Annotated in this window: 18 protein-coding genes and 2 tRNA genes; 12 read left to right on the top strand and 8 right to left on the bottom strand. The window is 62.2% G+C overall.

Annotation, left to right across the window (positions count from 1 at the left end; genetic code table 11):
- Positions 1 to 3 precede the first annotated feature (3 nt).
- From murI to QYQ98_RS04025, 5 genes are all read left to right on the top strand, one after another.
- Positions 4 to 837 carry a glutamate racemase gene (murI, locus tag QYQ98_RS04045; protein ID WP_302007473.1) on the top strand — a complete coding sequence of 278 codons (834 nt, stop codon included), beginning with the start codon at positions 4 to 6 and terminating at the stop codon, positions 835 to 837.
- A gap of 102 nt (positions 838 to 939) precedes the next feature.
- Positions 940 to 1,713 carry an MBL fold metallo-hydrolase gene (locus QYQ98_RS04040; RefSeq protein WP_302007472.1) on the top strand — a complete coding sequence of 258 codons (774 nt, stop codon included), beginning with the start codon at positions 940 to 942 and terminating at the stop codon, positions 1,711 to 1,713.
- Positions 1,714 to 1,753: 40 nt separating this feature from the next.
- Positions 1,754 to 2,518 (top strand): ribonuclease PH, encoded by a 765-nt coding sequence (rph, locus tag QYQ98_RS04035; RefSeq protein ID WP_302007471.1) that lies wholly within the window; start codon positions 1,754 to 1,756, stop codon positions 2,516 to 2,518.
- Positions 2,512 to 3,132 carry an RdgB/HAM1 family non-canonical purine NTP pyrophosphatase gene (rdgB, locus tag QYQ98_RS04030; protein WP_302007470.1) on the top strand — a complete coding sequence of 207 codons (621 nt, stop codon included), beginning with the start codon at positions 2,512 to 2,514 and terminating at the stop codon, positions 3,130 to 3,132. The genes rph and rdgB overlap by 7 nt, the downstream gene beginning before the upstream one ends.
- A 51-nt stretch (positions 3,133 to 3,183) precedes the next feature.
- Positions 3,184 to 3,546: a hypothetical protein gene (locus tag QYQ98_RS04025; protein WP_302007469.1), complete on the top strand. Its 363-nt coding sequence runs from the start codon at positions 3,184 to 3,186 to the stop codon at positions 3,544 to 3,546.
- Positions 3,547 to 3,658: 112 nt separating this feature from the next.
- Here QYQ98_RS04025 and QYQ98_RS04020 read toward each other — a convergent pair whose 3' ends face one another.
- From QYQ98_RS04020 to bcp, 4 genes are all read right to left on the bottom strand, one after another.
- Positions 3,659 to 4,042, bottom strand: coding sequence for a DUF3817 domain-containing protein (locus QYQ98_RS04020; protein ID WP_302007468.1), 384 nt, complete (start codon positions 4,040 to 4,042; stop codon positions 3,659 to 3,661).
- 6 nt (positions 4,043 to 4,048) lie between these two features.
- On the bottom strand, positions 4,049 to 4,585 hold the full coding sequence (locus QYQ98_RS04015; RefSeq protein ID WP_367881639.1) for a hypothetical protein: 537 nt from the start codon (positions 4,583 to 4,585) through the stop codon (positions 4,049 to 4,051).
- Between the two features lie 83 nt (positions 4,586 to 4,668).
- Positions 4,669 to 4,750 (bottom strand) — tRNA-Leu (locus QYQ98_RS04010).
- 101 nt (positions 4,751 to 4,851) lie between these two features.
- Entirely contained in the window at positions 4,852 to 5,325 is a 474-nt protein-coding gene (bcp, locus tag QYQ98_RS04005; RefSeq protein WP_302007467.1) for a thioredoxin-dependent thiol peroxidase, read from the bottom strand.
- Positions 5,326 to 5,400: 75 nt separating this feature from the next.
- Here bcp and QYQ98_RS04000 point away from each other — a divergent pair, with 75 nt between their 5' ends.
- Positions 5,401 to 5,676, top strand: a complete 276-nt coding sequence (locus QYQ98_RS04000; protein WP_302007466.1) for a DUF3618 domain-containing protein — start codon at positions 5,401 to 5,403, stop codon at positions 5,674 to 5,676.
- A 48-nt stretch (positions 5,677 to 5,724) separates the two neighbouring features.
- Here QYQ98_RS04000 and QYQ98_RS03995 read toward each other — a convergent pair whose 3' ends face one another.
- From QYQ98_RS03995 to QYQ98_RS03985, 3 genes are all read right to left on the bottom strand, one after another.
- Positions 5,725 to 6,312: an isochorismatase family protein gene (locus tag QYQ98_RS03995; RefSeq protein WP_302007465.1), complete on the bottom strand. Its 588-nt coding sequence runs from the start codon at positions 6,310 to 6,312 to the stop codon at positions 5,725 to 5,727.
- 10 nt (positions 6,313 to 6,322) lie between these two features.
- Positions 6,323 to 6,928 (bottom strand): TIGR00730 family Rossman fold protein, encoded by a 606-nt coding sequence (locus QYQ98_RS03990; RefSeq protein ID WP_302007464.1) that lies wholly within the window; start codon positions 6,926 to 6,928, stop codon positions 6,323 to 6,325.
- 88 nt (positions 6,929 to 7,016) lie between these two features.
- A tRNA-Lys gene (locus tag QYQ98_RS03985) sits at positions 7,017 to 7,089 on the bottom strand.
- A gap of 280 nt (positions 7,090 to 7,369) precedes the next feature.
- Between QYQ98_RS03985 and QYQ98_RS03980 the strand changes: the two genes are divergently transcribed.
- On the top strand, positions 7,370 to 8,554 hold the full coding sequence (locus tag QYQ98_RS03980) for an Ig-like domain-containing protein (protein ID WP_302007463.1): 1,185 nt from the start codon (positions 7,370 to 7,372) through the stop codon (positions 8,552 to 8,554).
- 81 nt (positions 8,555 to 8,635) lie between these two features.
- Here QYQ98_RS03980 and QYQ98_RS03975 read toward each other — a convergent pair whose 3' ends face one another.
- Positions 8,636 to 9,232 carry a YdhK family protein gene (locus QYQ98_RS03975; RefSeq protein WP_302007462.1) on the bottom strand — a complete coding sequence of 199 codons (597 nt, stop codon included), beginning with the start codon at positions 9,230 to 9,232 and terminating at the stop codon, positions 8,636 to 8,638.
- 576 nt (positions 9,233 to 9,808) lie between these two features.
- Between QYQ98_RS03975 and QYQ98_RS03970 the strand changes: the two genes are divergently transcribed.
- The 5 genes from QYQ98_RS03970 to QYQ98_RS03950 all read left to right on the top strand — a co-directional run bounded on the left by QYQ98_RS03970 (position 9,809) and on the right by QYQ98_RS03950 (position 15,700).
- Positions 9,809 to 11,848 carry a heavy metal translocating P-type ATPase gene (locus QYQ98_RS03970; protein ID WP_302007667.1) on the top strand — a complete coding sequence of 680 codons (2,040 nt, stop codon included), beginning with the start codon at positions 9,809 to 9,811 and terminating at the stop codon, positions 11,846 to 11,848.
- A gap of 47 nt (positions 11,849 to 11,895) precedes the next feature.
- Complete coding sequence (locus QYQ98_RS03965) at positions 11,896 to 12,207, top strand: metal-sensitive transcriptional regulator (protein ID WP_302007461.1); 312 nt, start codon at positions 11,896 to 11,898, stop codon at positions 12,205 to 12,207.
- A 94-nt stretch (positions 12,208 to 12,301) separates the two neighbouring features.
- Positions 12,302 to 13,369 carry an LLM class flavin-dependent oxidoreductase gene (locus tag QYQ98_RS03960; RefSeq protein WP_302007460.1) on the top strand — a complete coding sequence of 356 codons (1,068 nt, stop codon included), beginning with the start codon at positions 12,302 to 12,304 and terminating at the stop codon, positions 13,367 to 13,369.
- Between the two features lie 82 nt (positions 13,370 to 13,451).
- Entirely contained in the window at positions 13,452 to 13,811 is a 360-nt protein-coding gene (locus QYQ98_RS03955; protein ID WP_087118184.1) for a helix-turn-helix transcriptional regulator, read from the top strand.
- Positions 13,808 to 15,700: a cation-translocating P-type ATPase gene (locus tag QYQ98_RS03950; protein WP_302007459.1), complete on the top strand. Its 1,893-nt coding sequence runs from the start codon at positions 13,808 to 13,810 to the stop codon at positions 15,698 to 15,700. Before QYQ98_RS03955 ends, QYQ98_RS03950 begins: the two co-directional genes overlap by 4 nt.
- Positions 15,701 to 15,786 lie beyond the last annotated feature (86 nt).

Here is a 15,786-nt window from a genome sequence, read left to right as displayed (position 1 = left end):
TCCGTGGTTGAGGTGGATGATTTCAGCAGCAGTTACGACGGCGAGTACAACAACGCGCCCATCGGCATTTTCGACTCGGGTTTCGGGGGATTGACGGTAGCCCGTGCATTGATGGATCAGCTGGGCAACGAGTCCATTCTTTATATCGGCGACGGCGCCAACGGCCCGTACGGGCCGAAGCCCATCGCGCAGGTCCGTGAGCACGCGACGGCGATCGCGGACGAGCTGGTGGAGCGCGGCTGCAAAATGATCGTGATCGCGTGCAATACCGCATCGGCCGCCTTCCTCCACGACGCGCGAGAGCGGTACAGCGTCCCGGTCATCGAGGTGATTCAACCGGCGGTCCGCCGCGCTATTGCAACGACACGCAACGGGAAGGTAGGGGTGATCGGTACTCAGGCGACGATCCGTTCGCACGCGTACCAAGATCTGTTCTCTATCGCCTCAGGGATCGAGGTCACGGCGGCGGCGTGTCCGGCATTCGTCGAGTTTGTTGAGCGGGGTGTCACGTCCGGCCGTCAGATTCTCGGTGTGGCGCAGGGATATCTGGAGCCGTTGCAAGCGGCAGGGGTGGACACGCTCGTGCTCGGGTGCACCCACTATCCGTTGCTTTCCGGTGTGATCCAGTTGGCGATCGGGGACGACGTCACGCTGGTTTCCTCGGCGGAGGAAACGGCGAAGGACGTGCTGCGCGTGCTCACTGAGCAGGACATGTTCGCCGCTCCCGATCAGGCCCCGGCGCGCACATTCGAGTCCACGGGTGATCCGGAATCGTTCAACCGACTCGCCGCGCGTTTCTTGGGGCCGCAGGTGTCCGCTGTCGCGCACGACGCGTAGTGAACGGTTCACCGCACGCGGTGCGGCGCGGAATAGAAAACGCGGAATAGAAAAGTTGATTTTCGTTTAGATTTTCTCCCTGGTTCGTGGCACAGTAATGCCATGAAATTGACAGTTCTCGGCTGCACGGGGTCGTTGTCGGCACCGGGCAATCCCGGCTCGTCGTATCTGGTCAATCCAGATGAGGGACAGCCTGGCATTCTCATGGACTTCGGGCCTGGGGCACTAGCTGCATTGCAGGATGTCGCGGATCCGTCCGATGCGCATCTGGTGTTCAGCCATTTGCATGCCGATCACTGTTCTGACACGGCGTCGTTGATCGTGTGGCGTCGCTTCCATCCGACGGCGCCTGCTACCCGTCGCCACATTCTCGCCGGGCCGAGCTACGCGCCGGAGCACCTCGGCCGGCTGGGGGCGAATGGCCCGGATGATATCGACGATATTTCGGACACGTTCGATGTCCGGTCATGGAACGGGCAACCGCTGACCATTGATGAAGTGACGGTCACTCCGTTCCCTGTCGTGCACCCCGCCGTTGAATCGCATGCGCTGCGGATCGAGCACCGGGATTCGGGCAAGGTAATCACCTTCTCCGGCGATTCCGCGTTCGCGCCCACGCTTATCGACGCAGCACGCGGCGCCGACCTCTTCCTCTGCGAAGCCGCGTGGGGTCCGGAGACAGATGAGAACACGCCTGCTGGGATGCACATGTCGGGCCGGGAAGCTGGCCGGATTGCCCGGGAAGCGGGAGTGAGAAAGCTGGTCCTCGTTCACATCCAACCCTGGACGGACAAGGATGCCACCCTGCGGGCCGCGGCCGAGGAATTCGACGGCGAGATTGTCGTCGGCAACGCGAAGGACGTCTACGAGGTATAGCTGCGAGGTGTAGCCGTGGCCGGTCTGTAGGCTCGGGTCCATGACTGAAGCACAAGACACCTTTAGCGCTCTTGACTCCGATGAATTCGTCCGTGCCGACGGCCGGGCGCTCGATGAGATGCGGCCGGTCCGCATCACCCGCGGATTCACAACGAACCCGGCGGGAAGCGTCCTCGTCGAATTCGGCAACACGCGCGTGATGTGCACCGCCAGTGCCGAAGAGGGGGTGCCGCGGTTCAAGAAGGATTCCGGCGAGGGCTGGCTCACCGCCGAATACGCCATGCTTCCCTCGGCGACGCACGAGCGCATGCCGCGCGAGTCCATGAAAGGGAAGGTCAAAGGTCGCACCCACGAGATCTCCCGCCTCGTCGGGCGTTCACTGCGCGCTGCGGTGGATCTGACGCAGCTGGGGGAGAACACGATCCAGCTCGACTGCGACGTCTTGCAGGCGGATGGCGGAACCCGCACCGCCTCCATCACGGGTGCGTACGTAGCTCTGGCCGATGCGATCGCGCACCTCAAAGAGCGCGGCCTTGTGCCGGGCGAGCCATTGCTTCCCCCGGTGGCTGCGGTGTCTGTCGGCATTGTCGACGGCCGCGTGTGCCTCGACCTGCCGTATGAGGAAGACTCTCGCGCTGAGGTGGACCTGAACGTGGTGATGAACGAATCCGGCAATTTCGTCGAGGTGCAGGGCACTGGTGAACACGGAGTGTTCGGCCGTGAACAGTTGGACGCGATGCTCAACTCGGCAGAGAAAGGTTGTGCAGAGCTCATTGCGGCGCAGAAGGCGGCACTGGGATGGTGACCCCTGTGAAGGTGCTTGTAGCCTCCGGCAACGCGAAGAAGCTCGTGGAGCTGGAGACTGTGTTGAAAGAGCTCGGAGTCGAGGCTGTCGAGCTCGTCTCCCTCAAAGAGATCCCGGCTTATCCCGAGCCAGTCGAAAATGGGCTGACGTTCGCGGAGAACGCGTTGATCAAGGCGCGTGAGGGCGCACGGCAATCCGGATTGGCCTGCGTCGCCGATGATTCGGGGCTATCCGTCGACGCGCTCAACGGCATGCCGGGCATCCTCTCCGCCCGCTGGTGCGGACGGCACGGGGATGACCGCGCCAATAACGATCTTCTGCTCGCGCAAACGAGCGATGTCGACGATGCGCACCGTGGCGCCGCATTCGTGTCCTGCTGCGCGTTGGTCACCCCAGCGGGAGAGGAGTTCACCGCCGAGGGCCGCTGGGAAGGCACCCTGCTGCGTGAGCCCCAGGGGGCAGGCGGGTTCGGATACGACCCGATTTTCGCTCCTGCCGACGCGCCGGGCATGTCCGCCGCCCAGCTCACACCGGAAGAGAAGAATGCCCGCTCCCACCGCGGCACGGCTCTGCGCGAGTTGGCCCCCCGCATCGCAGAGCTGGTGAACGGGTAGGGTCGAAGGGGAAAACGCAACGTCGAAAAGCTTTTTTAAGGGAGCGCAATTATGAAGAAGCAGTTTGTTCTCGCTGGTGCCGCTGTGATGTCCGTGGGTCTGCTGGCAGCGTGCGGCAATTCTTTAGACGGCACGTGGGAGGGCTCCGGCCAGGATGCCAACACGGGTGCCGCCGCTGGTAACGTCAAGCTCGAGATTGACGGTGGAGACTGCACGTGGTCCGTCACCGACCCGGCATCGGGCGAGACGAAGACTGCCCGCTGCGAGGAGAGCGGTGACAGCATCAAGTTGGCTGATGTCGATACCGGCCGTGATCTGAAGTACGACATGGAGCAGACCGAGGAATCCCTCACCCTGACCCCGAAGGGCGGCGACGCGAAGGACATCCTCGTCCTCACCCGCGCCTCGAAGTAGAGCAGAGGTAGCGCGGAAATAGCGCAGAACCTAAAGCGGCCGCACAGGTGGCATCACACCGATGACACTGTGCAGCCGCTTCTTTGCGCGCGGAAATATATACGGTGAGAAACTAAAGCGCGAATTCCTCGGTGACTTCCTTGCGCCGCCACGCCTCGACGAAGAAAGACAGGAAGGGCACCACGCCTGCGATCGCGGTGACAATCCACTGCTTTGTGGACCAGCGCGCCTTCATGCCCAAGTTCAGGGTGGCGAGCAGGAACAGGGCGTACATCCAGCCATGGAAAATAGCCACCCAGCTCAACGCGCTGACATCCATGTGGAAGCCATATTCCATGATCATGCGGGCGCACAGTAGCAACAGCATGACGCCCGTGACCCAGGCTGCGACGGAGAACAAACGCAAAGCGGTGCGCACCCGGCGCTGGCGTTCCGGGTGAATGCGGGGAGCTGCGGTACCAACCGTGTTCGCGGGCTGTCCTGTCGTGTCAGTCATGGTGAATCACCTATCTTTCTGTTCTGCGGTGCGCTCCGGTGAGCCGTGGGTGCCCGTGTCTTCCACAGCGCCGAAGCGGCGCGGAGCGAACCGTTCGTTGTACTCGTCGATGTCCATTGTGGGCCGGCTGGGCAGGAAGTCTTCGTCGATCTCGGTCATGGCCCCGGGGTCGCCGTAGACTGCCTTATCGGCTTCGTATAAAGCCTGCATGGTGTCGCCGGAGTTCTCGGCATCGATCTTCTCGTTCTCCATGCGCATGCCGGCGCGGTAGATGAACACCACGAAAGCCCCGAAGAACGGCCACTGCATCGCGTATCCCAAGTTCTGGAGGGACCCCGTGCCCGATTGGAACCGCATCCACTGCCACCGCGCGAGAAGCAGGGTAGCGATCACCGCGGCGACGAGCAGGACAACGTGCCACGCCCGGACACGTATGTGCTCCCGCTTGGGTGCCTCGTTCACAGCGCCGGCTTCGGTGCTGTTAGCACCGGCAGCGTCGCCGGGGGTGTCACCGGTCGTGGGGTCTGACGCTGCGTTACTCACGCTGGGCATTCTATCAAGGTGCCTGCACCCACCGAAAGTTTGAGGCGGACCGTCATCGACGAAAGCCGCCTCGTGCAAAACGGTGCGCCCGGTGAGACTTGAACTCACACGCCTTACGGCACTGGAACCTAAATCCAGCGCGTCTGCCAATTCCGCCACGGGCGCTTGAAGCGGTTCACAGTGTACCGCCTGCGCACCTGGTGGGGAAACAGCCCCCCGCCGATACACCGGGGGACTGCGTGGGGGGAGGGGTGGAAGAGCTGGTGCTATAGATCCAGGTCGCGCAGCAGGCGCCCAACGTGGCCGGTTGCCTTGACGTTGTACTGGGCGGATTCGATGGTGCCGTCGGCACCGACGAGGAAAGTAGAGCGGATGACACCCTGAACGATCTTGCCGTAGTTCTTCTTCTCGCCGAAGGCGCCGTAGGCGGTCATGACCTCTTTGGATTCATCGCTGAGCAGCTCGATGGTCAGGTCGTGGTCCGCGCGGAATTTCGCCAGCTTCTCCGGGGAGTCGGGGCTGATGCCGATGACGGCGACAGATGCTTCCTCGAATTCGGAGAGGTTCTCGCTGAAGTCGCACGCCTCGGTGGTGCACCCCGGGGTGTTGGCCCTGGGGTAGAAGTACACGATGACGCGCTTACCGGCGTAGTCCGCGAGTGAGACGGTGTCGCCTTTGTCGTTGGGGAGGGAGAAATCCGGCGCTTTGTCGCCTTCAGTCAAACGCGTTGCTTCAGTCATGCCCGCCACTGTAGCGACATCAAGTACTGTGGGAGCGAGACAAAGCTATATCCAAGTTCGACCTGGGAGCAGAAAGTGGCACGAGACATCAACGACATTCAGCGCGATATTGAGCGCACCCGCGGCAACCTCGCCGCCACCATCGACGAGTTGGCGGACCGTACGAGCCCGGAGAACCTGGCGAACGATGCGAAGAAGCAGGTCACTGCAAAACTGCAGGACGAGTCCGTGCAAAAGGTGCTCGCCGGCATCGGTGTGGCGGTTGCCGCGCTCGTGGCGGTCAGCTTCGCCAACAAGCGCAAGAAGAAGAAGGACCTCAAGGAGCTGCAGCGTCTGCTGTCGCAGCGTTAAGCCCTAGGGGCTGCGCGCCGTTCCATACGATTGGGGGCGGCGCGTTTTTCATGCGATGACCGCCCCGGCTTCGCGCATCTCGTCGAGGGCGTGGGCGCCACGCACGTCGTCCACCGGCGAGCACAAATCGCTGAGAACGCGTACGCTGAACCCTTCTTTCAGCCCGTCGAGCACGGTTGCGCGCACGCAGTGGTCGGTCGCGATGCCCACGACATCGATTTCGTCGACGCCGCGCGCACGCAGCCATTCCGCGAGCAGGGCATTTTCGCTTATCGACGCCCCCTCGAACCCGCTGTACGCCGCCTCGTACTCGCCTTTGCGGAAGAACTCGTCGAAGGCGACGTCGGCGATCGGTTCGCGCAGCGCCGCCCCCTCGGATTCGGCCACGCAATGAACAGGCCACGAGTCAATGAAATCGGGAGTCTCGGAGAAGTGCGTGCCTGGGTTGATGTGCCAGTCCTGGGTGGCGACGATGCGGGAGTAGGTGCCGGCTCCCTCACCGTCGGCGCCGATCAAGTCCGCGATCTTCTCGGCGACGATGTCGCCCCGCTCGGTTCCCAGCGCACCGCCCGGGCAGAAGTCGTTCTGCACGTCGACAACGACGAGTGCTCGTTTTCCAGTGTTCGCTGTGTCCACGAAAACGAGCCTACAACGTGGGCTGTCCCCACCGAGGCGGTTGCGGCTCCCAGTCAGCCAAGGCCTGCAACAACGCGTCGGGGCAGTCGGCGACGATGAGGCTGTCGCGGTCTGCCTGGCGGACGAAGCCCGCGGCGACCAGGTGATCGATCATGGCGGTCAAGGGGTGCCAGAAAGCCGCATCGAGCAACCCGATGGGTTTGGTGTGGAGGCCGAGTTGCTGGTTGGTCCATTCGTCGAAAAGCTCGTCGAGTGTGCCCGCGCCTCCGGGGAGCGCGACGAATGCGCCGCATCTTTCGTTCATGACGCGTTTGCGTTCTGCGAGGCTGTCCACCAAGACGAGTTCGGTCAGACCCGTATGAGCGATCTCGTGCTGGGCGAGGTGCTTAGGCATGATTCCGACCGTTTCTCCGCCACCGTCGATCGCGCCTTGCGCGACGGCTCCCATCATGCCCAGGCGGCCGCCTCCGTAGACGAGAGTGATGCCGTTGCGGGCGAGAGCTGTTCCGAAGTTGTACGCGGCCGTAGTCATCGTCTCGTCCACCCCTTCGCGCGCGCCGGCAAATACCGTGACAGCAGCAATCGGGGCACTGGGGGAGAAAGGCTCGGTACTCACGACTTCCAATTTAGCGGCCGGGACCCGTGAGGGAAGGTGCCATGAAAAAACCAGGCCGGAGAGTATGGACTGCTCGGCCTGGTTACTGTGCGCCATCAGGGAATCGAACCCCGAACCCACTGATTAAGAGTCAGTTGCTCTGCCAATTGAGCTAATGGCGCTTGTTGCGGCTACCGTGAAGGCAACGAGAAGAAAATATAGCAGCTCGTCCTCAACGTGTGAAATCGCCTGGTCACGGCGATGGTTCGGGTGCGGGTATAACATCTGGAATAGCTTCCGCGGCGCGTGCGTTGTGGAGGTGGTTGGGGTGTATGGAGAGTGCGCCCCATGTCCCGCGCGTGTAACTGGATTCAGGTCCGGTCCGACCTATAGTGTGAGTTCACATTGCGTTGGGGATGAGAAGTTTCTTCATCGGCGGATTCGAGGGTTGCGTGGTTGCTAATGACTGAAAATTCTGTGTCGCGTTGGCGTCGGCTCATTGCTGCCGGAGCGGCCCTGATGTTGGTCGGGGGCACTGTGGCAGCGTGCACTATCGACCGTCCCGAAAACGTGGCGGACTCGGAGAGCGCTGAGCAGGAAAAGCACGACCCCGCGGTCATCTCTGTCGCGGATGGTGCGGAGGACGTGGAACCGAGCGATCCAGTGACCGTGAGTGCGCCTGACGGCCTCGAGTCAGTGTCCATGAAGAACGAGGAAGGCCGGGAGGTCGAGGCCGAGTTCAATCCCGACAAGACCGAATGGACCACAACGGAACCACTAGGTTACGGGCGTGAATACACCGTCGAAGCGGTGACGGTCAATGGCGAGACCTCGCAGTCTGTTTTCACAACCGTTGTGCCCGACGGACAGATCTCCGCCTACATCGGGCCGTTGGACGGTTCGGAAGTCGGAGTCGCTCACGCGGTGAATGTCTACTTCGACAGTGCACCGGCAGACCGTCAAGCCATTCAGGACGCGATCACGATAGAGACCTCGAACGACACCGAGGGCGCGTTTTACTGGTTGGATTCCCAGCACCTGATCTGGCGTCCGAAAGAGTATTGGGTGCCCGGAACCGAGGTGACGGTCACAGCCGATATCTACGGCAAGAGTTTCGGCGATGGCATATACGGTGCGGAGGACGCTAAATCCACGTTCACCATCGGTGATCTGGTGAAGGCGGTTGTGGACGACAACACCAAGACGCTTACCGTGTACCACAACGACGAAGAGATGAGATCCTTCCCTGTGTCGTTGGGGCGTGACGGTGAGTTCGCCACCCCGAACGGTCTTTACGTGGTCGGCGACAGGAATGAATCCATGACCATGGACTCCACGACCTACGGGTTAGCGCTGGAAAATGGCGGATACCGCACCTCCGTCAACTACGCCACGCAGATGTCCTGGTCCGGCATTTACGTCCACTCGGCACCGTGGGCAATTGGTGCTTTGGGCAGCTACAACCAGTCGCACGGCTGCGTCAACGCCACCCCAGACGACGCTCAGTGGTTCATGAACTACGTCAAGCCGGGCGACCCGGTAGAAGTCGTGAACACCAGCGGCGGCACGTTGCAAGGTTTGGACGGTTTGGGGTACTGGAACCTTGATTGGGAGACCCTCAAGGCCGGCAACGTCGACGAAGGCTAGACGGACCGAGACCAACGCGAACACCCTGTGCTGATCCTCACGTAGAGGAACTGCACAGGGTGGTGCTTTTATTTCGGCGCCTTAGTTGCGGGATTGGATTTCGCTTTCCACTACCCATTTGTGATTGGTCATTTTCATGCCGTCCATCTCGAAATCGACCATATAGACGGTTTCGTCGGTGGAGCTATCAATGGTGGCTTCTGCCCCTTTCATTCCGGGCATGTGATCGGCGTTCAAAATGACTTGACTGCCTGTTTCAAGCGGTGCTTCGCCGTGATCTGCGAGTTCTTCGTGGACGACCCATTTATGGTTCGTCACCGCCTCACCGCCATCGGTGGGCGTATAGCTCACTGAATACGTTGTCGTATCAAATGCACCAGAAATTTTGCCTTCGGTGCCATCCATGCCGGGCATATGGTCGGCTTTGAGGATCACAAAGTCGCCGACGGCATATGTGGGATCGGTGGCTCCATGAATCCCCGACGGTGCTGGGCCGCCATCCGAGTCATGATCGTGGGCCTGTGTATCGGGACTGGAGGTATCGGTGCGCACCTGGTCTTTGGTGGGCGCGGATTCTGGGGCAGTCTCGTCGTCACCGGGTTCGGCACAGCTGGTCAGGGCCAAAGTACCCACTGCTGCGACGAGGGTAAGTCGAGTTATCTGGGTCAGTTTGTTCATCAGTACTCCTGTCGTGCAACGCATCGCTGGACGGTTCAATCCATTGACATATACCCTATAGGGGTATAGGGTAGAAGAGCAAGCGAGCTGAAAGGAGGGCCCGTCTCACCGCTTCCTGGGGCGGCGATGTCCAGGTCGGTGCCCGATCAGACTGATTGGCCGTCACCGGTGAAAAGCGGGTTAATGATGCTGGCGTGCTCGCCGCGGTCGATGTGGCGGGTTATCGAGCATCGAGTGACTAGTTTGAAACCATCACCCAGCCCAACGACTGATGAGCCCGAAGGCGCTCGCGAGGCGCTACACGCTCGATGGGTATCTCCCGGTTCTCCGGGTATGGAAACAATTCATGATCACCTCCACGGAAAGGAATCCGCCATGGTTGAACGCGATCACCACGACCACCATCACCCGACGCACCACACTGCGCATCAACAGGAGCGTGCTACTGAAACCGCCTTCCACCAAGAGGAACATCAATCAAGTCAAGATCGCGGCATGGGCCACGACGGGAATGAGCATCACGAACACGCCCCAGGCGGGCACGGCCAGAAAGGCCAGCACCATTCCGGCCACGAGATGCACGGAGGCCATGCCGGACATGGCCACGGGGGCCACGGGGATCATGTCGGACAATTCCGGCGGTTATTTTGGATCATGTTGGTGCTGGGTATTCCAGTGGTCGCGTTCGATCCGATGTTTGCGGACCTTTTGAGCTATCAGTTACCTGACGCGGCGTGGGTGTGGTGGGTATCGCCGATCCTGGGTACGGTCATTTATTGCTGGGGCGGCCGGCCATTCCTGGCTGGGGCAGTCTCGGAGATCCGGTCCCGGCAACCGGGCATGATGCTGCTTATCGGGTTAGCCATCACGGTGGCCTTCGTCGCCTCCTGGGGGGCGACCCTGGGCATCCTGGATCACGAGCTGAACTTCTGGTGGGAACTGGCCCTACTGGTGGTCATTATGTTGTTAGGCCACTGGATTGAAATGCGCTCCCTGGCCCAAACCTCCTCCGCCTTAGACTCGCTGGCCGCCTTGCTTCCGGATGAAGCCGAGAAGGTCGACGGCGATGATGTCGTCACCGTCACGCCGGCGGAGCTGGTCGTTGGGGATATCGTCATTGTCCGGCCAGGGGCTGCGGTCCCAGCCGATGGCCAGATCATCGATGGTAGTGCGTCCATGGATGAATCCATGGTCACCGGGGAATCCAAAACCGTTCGACGCGGGCTGAACGAGCACGTCGTGGCCGGCACTGTCGCCACAGATTCCGGGCTGCGGGTCAAAGTCACCGCCACTGGAGATGACACCGCACTGGCGGGTATCCAGAAACTGGTCGCCGATGCCCAAGCCTCATCCTCCAAAGCCCAACGCATCGCCGATACCGCCGCCGGCTGGTTGTTCTGGTTCGCCTTCGTGGCTGCGGTAATTACCGCGCTGGCGTGGTCCATACTGGGCATGCCCGGCACCGCCGTAGTACGCACAATTACGGTGCTGGTCATTGCCTGTCCTCATGCCTTGGGTCTCGCCATTCCATTGGTGGTATCGATTGCCACCGAGCGTGCAGCTCGTGGCGGGGTGCTGATCAAAGATCGCCTGGCGCTGGAATCGATGCGCACCGTGGATTCAGTGCTGTTCGATAAAACCGGCACGCTGACCAAAGGTGAACCCACCGTCACCGGGATCCACCCCGTCGGTGATCGGACCAAAGATGAGGTGTTAGCGTTGGCCGCTGCTGCTGAAGCCGATAGCGAACACCCCTTAGCGCAGGCCATTGTCGGCGCTGCCCGCGCTCGGAAACTCGATGTGCCAGGCGCCACTGATTTTTCCTCTTCCCCAGCTGTAGGCGTCAAAGCCACGGTCAATGACACGGTCATTGAAGTCGGGGGCCCCTACCTGTTAGACCATCACTCCCAAGATGAGTTAGGCATCGCTGAGCAGTGGCGCGAAGAAGGCGCGATCATTCTTCACGTGCTGGCCGATGGCCAGGTTATCGGCGCGTTGCGTTTAGCTGATGAGATCCGACCAGAATCCCGTGACACCGTGGATGCCCTGCATGCCCACGGGGTCCAGGTCGTGATGATCACCGGCGACGCCCAAGCCGTGGCCGAGACCGTGGCCAAAGAGCTGGGTATTGACCGGGTCTTTGCTGGGGTCCGACCCGAAGATAAGGCCGCCAAGGTCGCCGAACTCCAGGCCGAGGGCCGTAAAGTGGCCATGGTCGGTGATGGGGTCAACGATGCCCCAGCTTTGGCTCAGGCCGATGTGGGCATCGCTATTGGTGCCGGCACCGATGTGGCCATCAGCTCGGCCGGGGTCATCCTGGCCTCCTCGGATCCCCGCTCGGTCTTGTCCGTGTTTGAGCTCTCCGAGGCCACCTACCGGAAAATGAAGCAGAACCTGTGGTGGGCTGCCGGCTACAATATCGCGGCTGTCCCCTTGGCCGCTGGAGTGCTGGCTCCGATCGGGTTCGTATTACCGATGAGCGTGGGTGCAATCCTGATGTCGGCTTCCACTGTGGTAGTAGCCCTCAACGCCCAGCTGCTGCGCCGCTTGGATCTAACCCCAGCTGCCAGTGCTGCCAGGTCCCTTGGCCGTACACCCGAAACCGTGGATGCCTAACATGAGACACTGCTGTGACAACTCTGGTGCACGAAGAAAGCAGGCCCATGACTAAAACCCCGCATGATGATTCCGCTGATCACGGCTATATCAGTGACAAAGACCGCTACCTGGCCCGATTGAAACGCATTGAAGGCCAGGCCCGCGGGATTCATCGCATGATCGATGAAGAGAAATATTGCATCGATATCCTCACCCAGATCAGCTCCATCACCTCAGCCCTAAATAACGTCGCGCTGAGCCTGCTCGATGACCATATGCGCCACTGCGTCGTTCGTGCAGCCCAAACCGACGGGCCAGCCGCCGAAGAAAAACTTGTTGAAGCTGCCGATGCCATCGCCCGCCTCGTCCGCTCCTAAAGCCCGGGACTCTTCAACCCGCCGCCACCCGTGACAATCCTGAAGCGAAGTATTACCTTACTTGTTGATATGTCATCAAAGGGAGTGTTGTTCAATGAAAGCGTTCGGATTCTTAAGTTTCGGGCATTACGCCTTCGGCGGCCAGCGTGGGCCGTCTGCGGAAAAGATCGCCAAGATTCACCTGGAGATCGCCCAGGCTGCGGACGAGATCGGTGTGAACAATGCGTCCTTTCGCGTCCACCACTTCGTGCCGCAGGCCTCCGCCCCGATGCCGCTGCTCGGTGCTGTCGCGGCCACCACCAAATACATCGAGGTGGGCACCGGTGTCATCGACATGCGCTATGAAAACCCGCTCTACCTCGCCGAAGAGGCTGCGTCGCTGTACCAGATTTCCGGTGGCCGCGTGGCCTTGGGCGTCTCGCGCGGCGCCCCAGAGGTGGCTGACCGCGGCTGGGAGGCCTTCGGCTACAAGGGCGAAGCGCCCAGCGGAGCGGACGTTGCGCGCGGCCACCTCGAGGCGTTCATGGCTGCAGTGGACGGCAACGGATTTGCTGCAGCCGCTCCGCTGGACCGGCAGTACCCCAACATGTTCCAGCCTGGCTCCGCTCTGCCGGTCTTCCCCATGGCGCCCGAGCTGCGTAAACACATCTTTTACGGCTCCGGCACCCACACCTCGGCGGAACAGACCGCCAAGGACGGGCTGAACCTGATGTCGTCCACCCTGGTCTCCGAGACCACCGCCGAGACCCTGGGCGAAATCCAGGCGGACCAGATCAGCCGCTACCGCGCCGCGTGGAAGGAGGCTGGCCGCGCTTGGACGCCGCGCGTGTCGGTGTCCCGCTCCATCTTCCCCATCGTCGACGACGCGGACATGCAGATGTTCGGCATGCAGGCCTCCGGTTCCGACCAGGTGGGCGCGCTGCCTGATGTCGGATCCACCACCTTCGGCCGCACCTACGCCGCCGAGCCGGACAAGCTCATCGAGCAGCTCAAAGCCGACCCCGCCATCATGTCCGCCGATACCCTGCTTATCACCATCCCTACCGGGATGGGCGTGGACGTCAACGTGAAGATCTTGGACAACTTCGCCACGCATGTCGCCCCCGCTTTGGGTTGGCAGTCGAACCGCGAAGGCCCAGTCACCGGCTATCCCATCGACTAATTCCTGCCGGTCGCAGGCACTGCGCGTTCATGTAAGTTCAGTCTATCTTGAATAATTCAGCGTCTGCTGTATAGTTTAGCGCATGCTGACTATTGCTTCACGCCTCGACGTCATGAACCGGCTCGGCCGGGCCATGGCGGATCCGACGCGCTCCAGAATCCTGATGACCCTACTTGACGGCCCGAGCTACCCGGCCGTGCTTTCGCGCGACCTGGACCTGACCCGCTCGAACGTCTCGAACCACCTGACCTGCTTGCGTGACTGTGGCATCGTCGTCGCCGAGCCGGAGGGCCGGAAGACTCGCTACGAAATCGCCGATCCGCACCTCGCGGCAGCGCTCGACGCGCTGGTGAACGCGACGTTGGCTGTCGACGAAAACGCCCCGTGCATCGACCCTGAGTGCTCGGTGCCCGGCTGCGGCGGGAAAGGAGCGGAGGCATGAGCTCGGCGTGTGGATGCGAACACGAACCCACCACGGAGATCGAAGAGCGCGATCGGCCTTGGTGGAAGGACCCCGAGTTGCTACTGCCGATCTTCTCCGGTGTAGCCCTTTGCATAGGCCTGGTGCTGGACTGGTCCGACTTGGAGACGCCCGCGACGGTACTGTTTTGGGTAGGCCTGCTGTTGGGCGCATACACGTTCGCGCCTGGAGCGATCCGGAACCTTGTCGCGAAGCGAAAGCTCGGCATTGGTTTGCTGATGACGATCAGCGCGGTCGGCGCGGTGATCCTCGGCTTCGTCGGAGAGGCCGCGGCGCTAGCGTTCCTGTACTCGATCGCTGAGGCACTGGAGGACAAGGCAATGGACCGGGCCCAAGGCGGGCTGCGGGCACTGTTGAAGTTGGTGCCGCAGACCGCGACGGTGCTGCGCGACGGCACGGCGGTCGAGGTCGCAGCGAAGGACCTCGTGGCTGGCGAGATGATGCTCGTGTGCCCCGGGGAGCGGATCGCCACGGACGGCATCATTCGTTCCGGACGTTCCAGCATTGACACCTCAGCGGTCACCGGAGAATCCATTCCGGAGGAGGTCGCGCCCGGCAACGAGGTGCCCGCGGGAGCGATCAACTCCGCCGGTGTGCTGGAGGTCGAGACGACCGCAGCTGGAACGGACAACTCACTGACCACACTTGTGGACCTGGTCGAGCAGGCGCAGGCGGAAAAGGGCGACCGCGCCCGGATTGCCGACCGGATTGCCCAGCCCCTAGTGCCCGGAGTGATGATCCTTGCGGTGCTGGTCGGCGTGATCGGCTCGCTGCTGGGCGACCCCGAGATGTGGATCACCCGTGCGCTGGTGGTCCTGGTCGCAGCGTCGCCGTGCGCGCTGGCGATCTCCGTGCCGCTGACGGTCGTGGCCGCGATCGGCGCGGCCAGCCAGTTTGGCGTGGTCATCAAGTCCGGCGCGGCGTTCGAGCGGCTCGGCGGCATCCGTCACCTGGCGGTGGACAAAACCGGAACCCTCACCCTCAACCAGCCCGAGGTTACCGGCGTGGTCCCGGCAGACGGATTCGATCGGGCGCAGGTGCTTGCCTTCGCGGCGGCAGTTGAGCAGCAATCGACGCACCCCCTCGCCGCGGCGATCGCGGCAGCGGGGCCCGAAGCGCCCGCCGCCTTGGACATCAGCGAGGAAGCCGGGCACGGCATCAGCGGCACCGTCGAAGGCCGACGGGTGCTGGTGGGCAGCCCCCGGTGGATCGACGCCGGGCGACTGCAGGCAGACGTTGGGCGTATGGAGTCCGAGGGCCAGACCTGCGTCCTGGTCACCGTCGATGACGCTCTCGCCGGGGCGATCGGGGTCCGCGACGAGTTGCGGCCCGAGGTGCCCGAAGCCGTGCAGACCCTGCACGCCAACGACGTGAAAGTGAGCATGCTCACCGGCGACAACACTCGCACCGCCCGGGCGCTGGCTGAAATCGCCGGGATCGACGACGTGCGCGCCGAGCTGCGCCCAGAGGACAAGGCAAGCATCGTCGCCGAACTCTCCTCCAAGACGCCGACGGCGATGATCGGCGACGGCATCAACGACGCTCCGGCACTGGCGGGCGCAACGGTGGGCATCGCGATGGGAGCGACCGGCTCTGACGCCGCGATCGAGTCCGCTGACGTCGCCTTCACCGGCCACGACCTCCGGCTGATCCCGCAGGCGCTGCAGCACGCCCGCCGAGGCAGCAGGATCATCAACCAGAACATCGTGCTGTCTCTGGCCATCATCATCGTGTTGATGCCGCTGGCGATCAGCGGCGTGCTGGGCTTGGCCGCCGTCGTGTTGGTTCACGAGGTCGCCGAAGTCATCGTGATCTTGAACGGCCTGCGGGCTGCGCAAGCGAAGCGCTGAGGCTGTGATCGGCACGTGTTATAACGCGTTGAACAACACGCCGAGCCAGATACACTCTTTCGTTCAATCTTCGAAACCGGCGCCCT

The sequence above is a fragment of the Corynebacterium sp. P3-F1 genome, assembly GCF_030503635.1.
GTDB lineage: Bacteria > Actinomycetota > Actinomycetes > Mycobacteriales > Mycobacteriaceae > Corynebacterium.
Note: the sequence above shows the minus strand (reverse complement) of the source record. Positions and strands in the feature narration are given on the sequence as shown.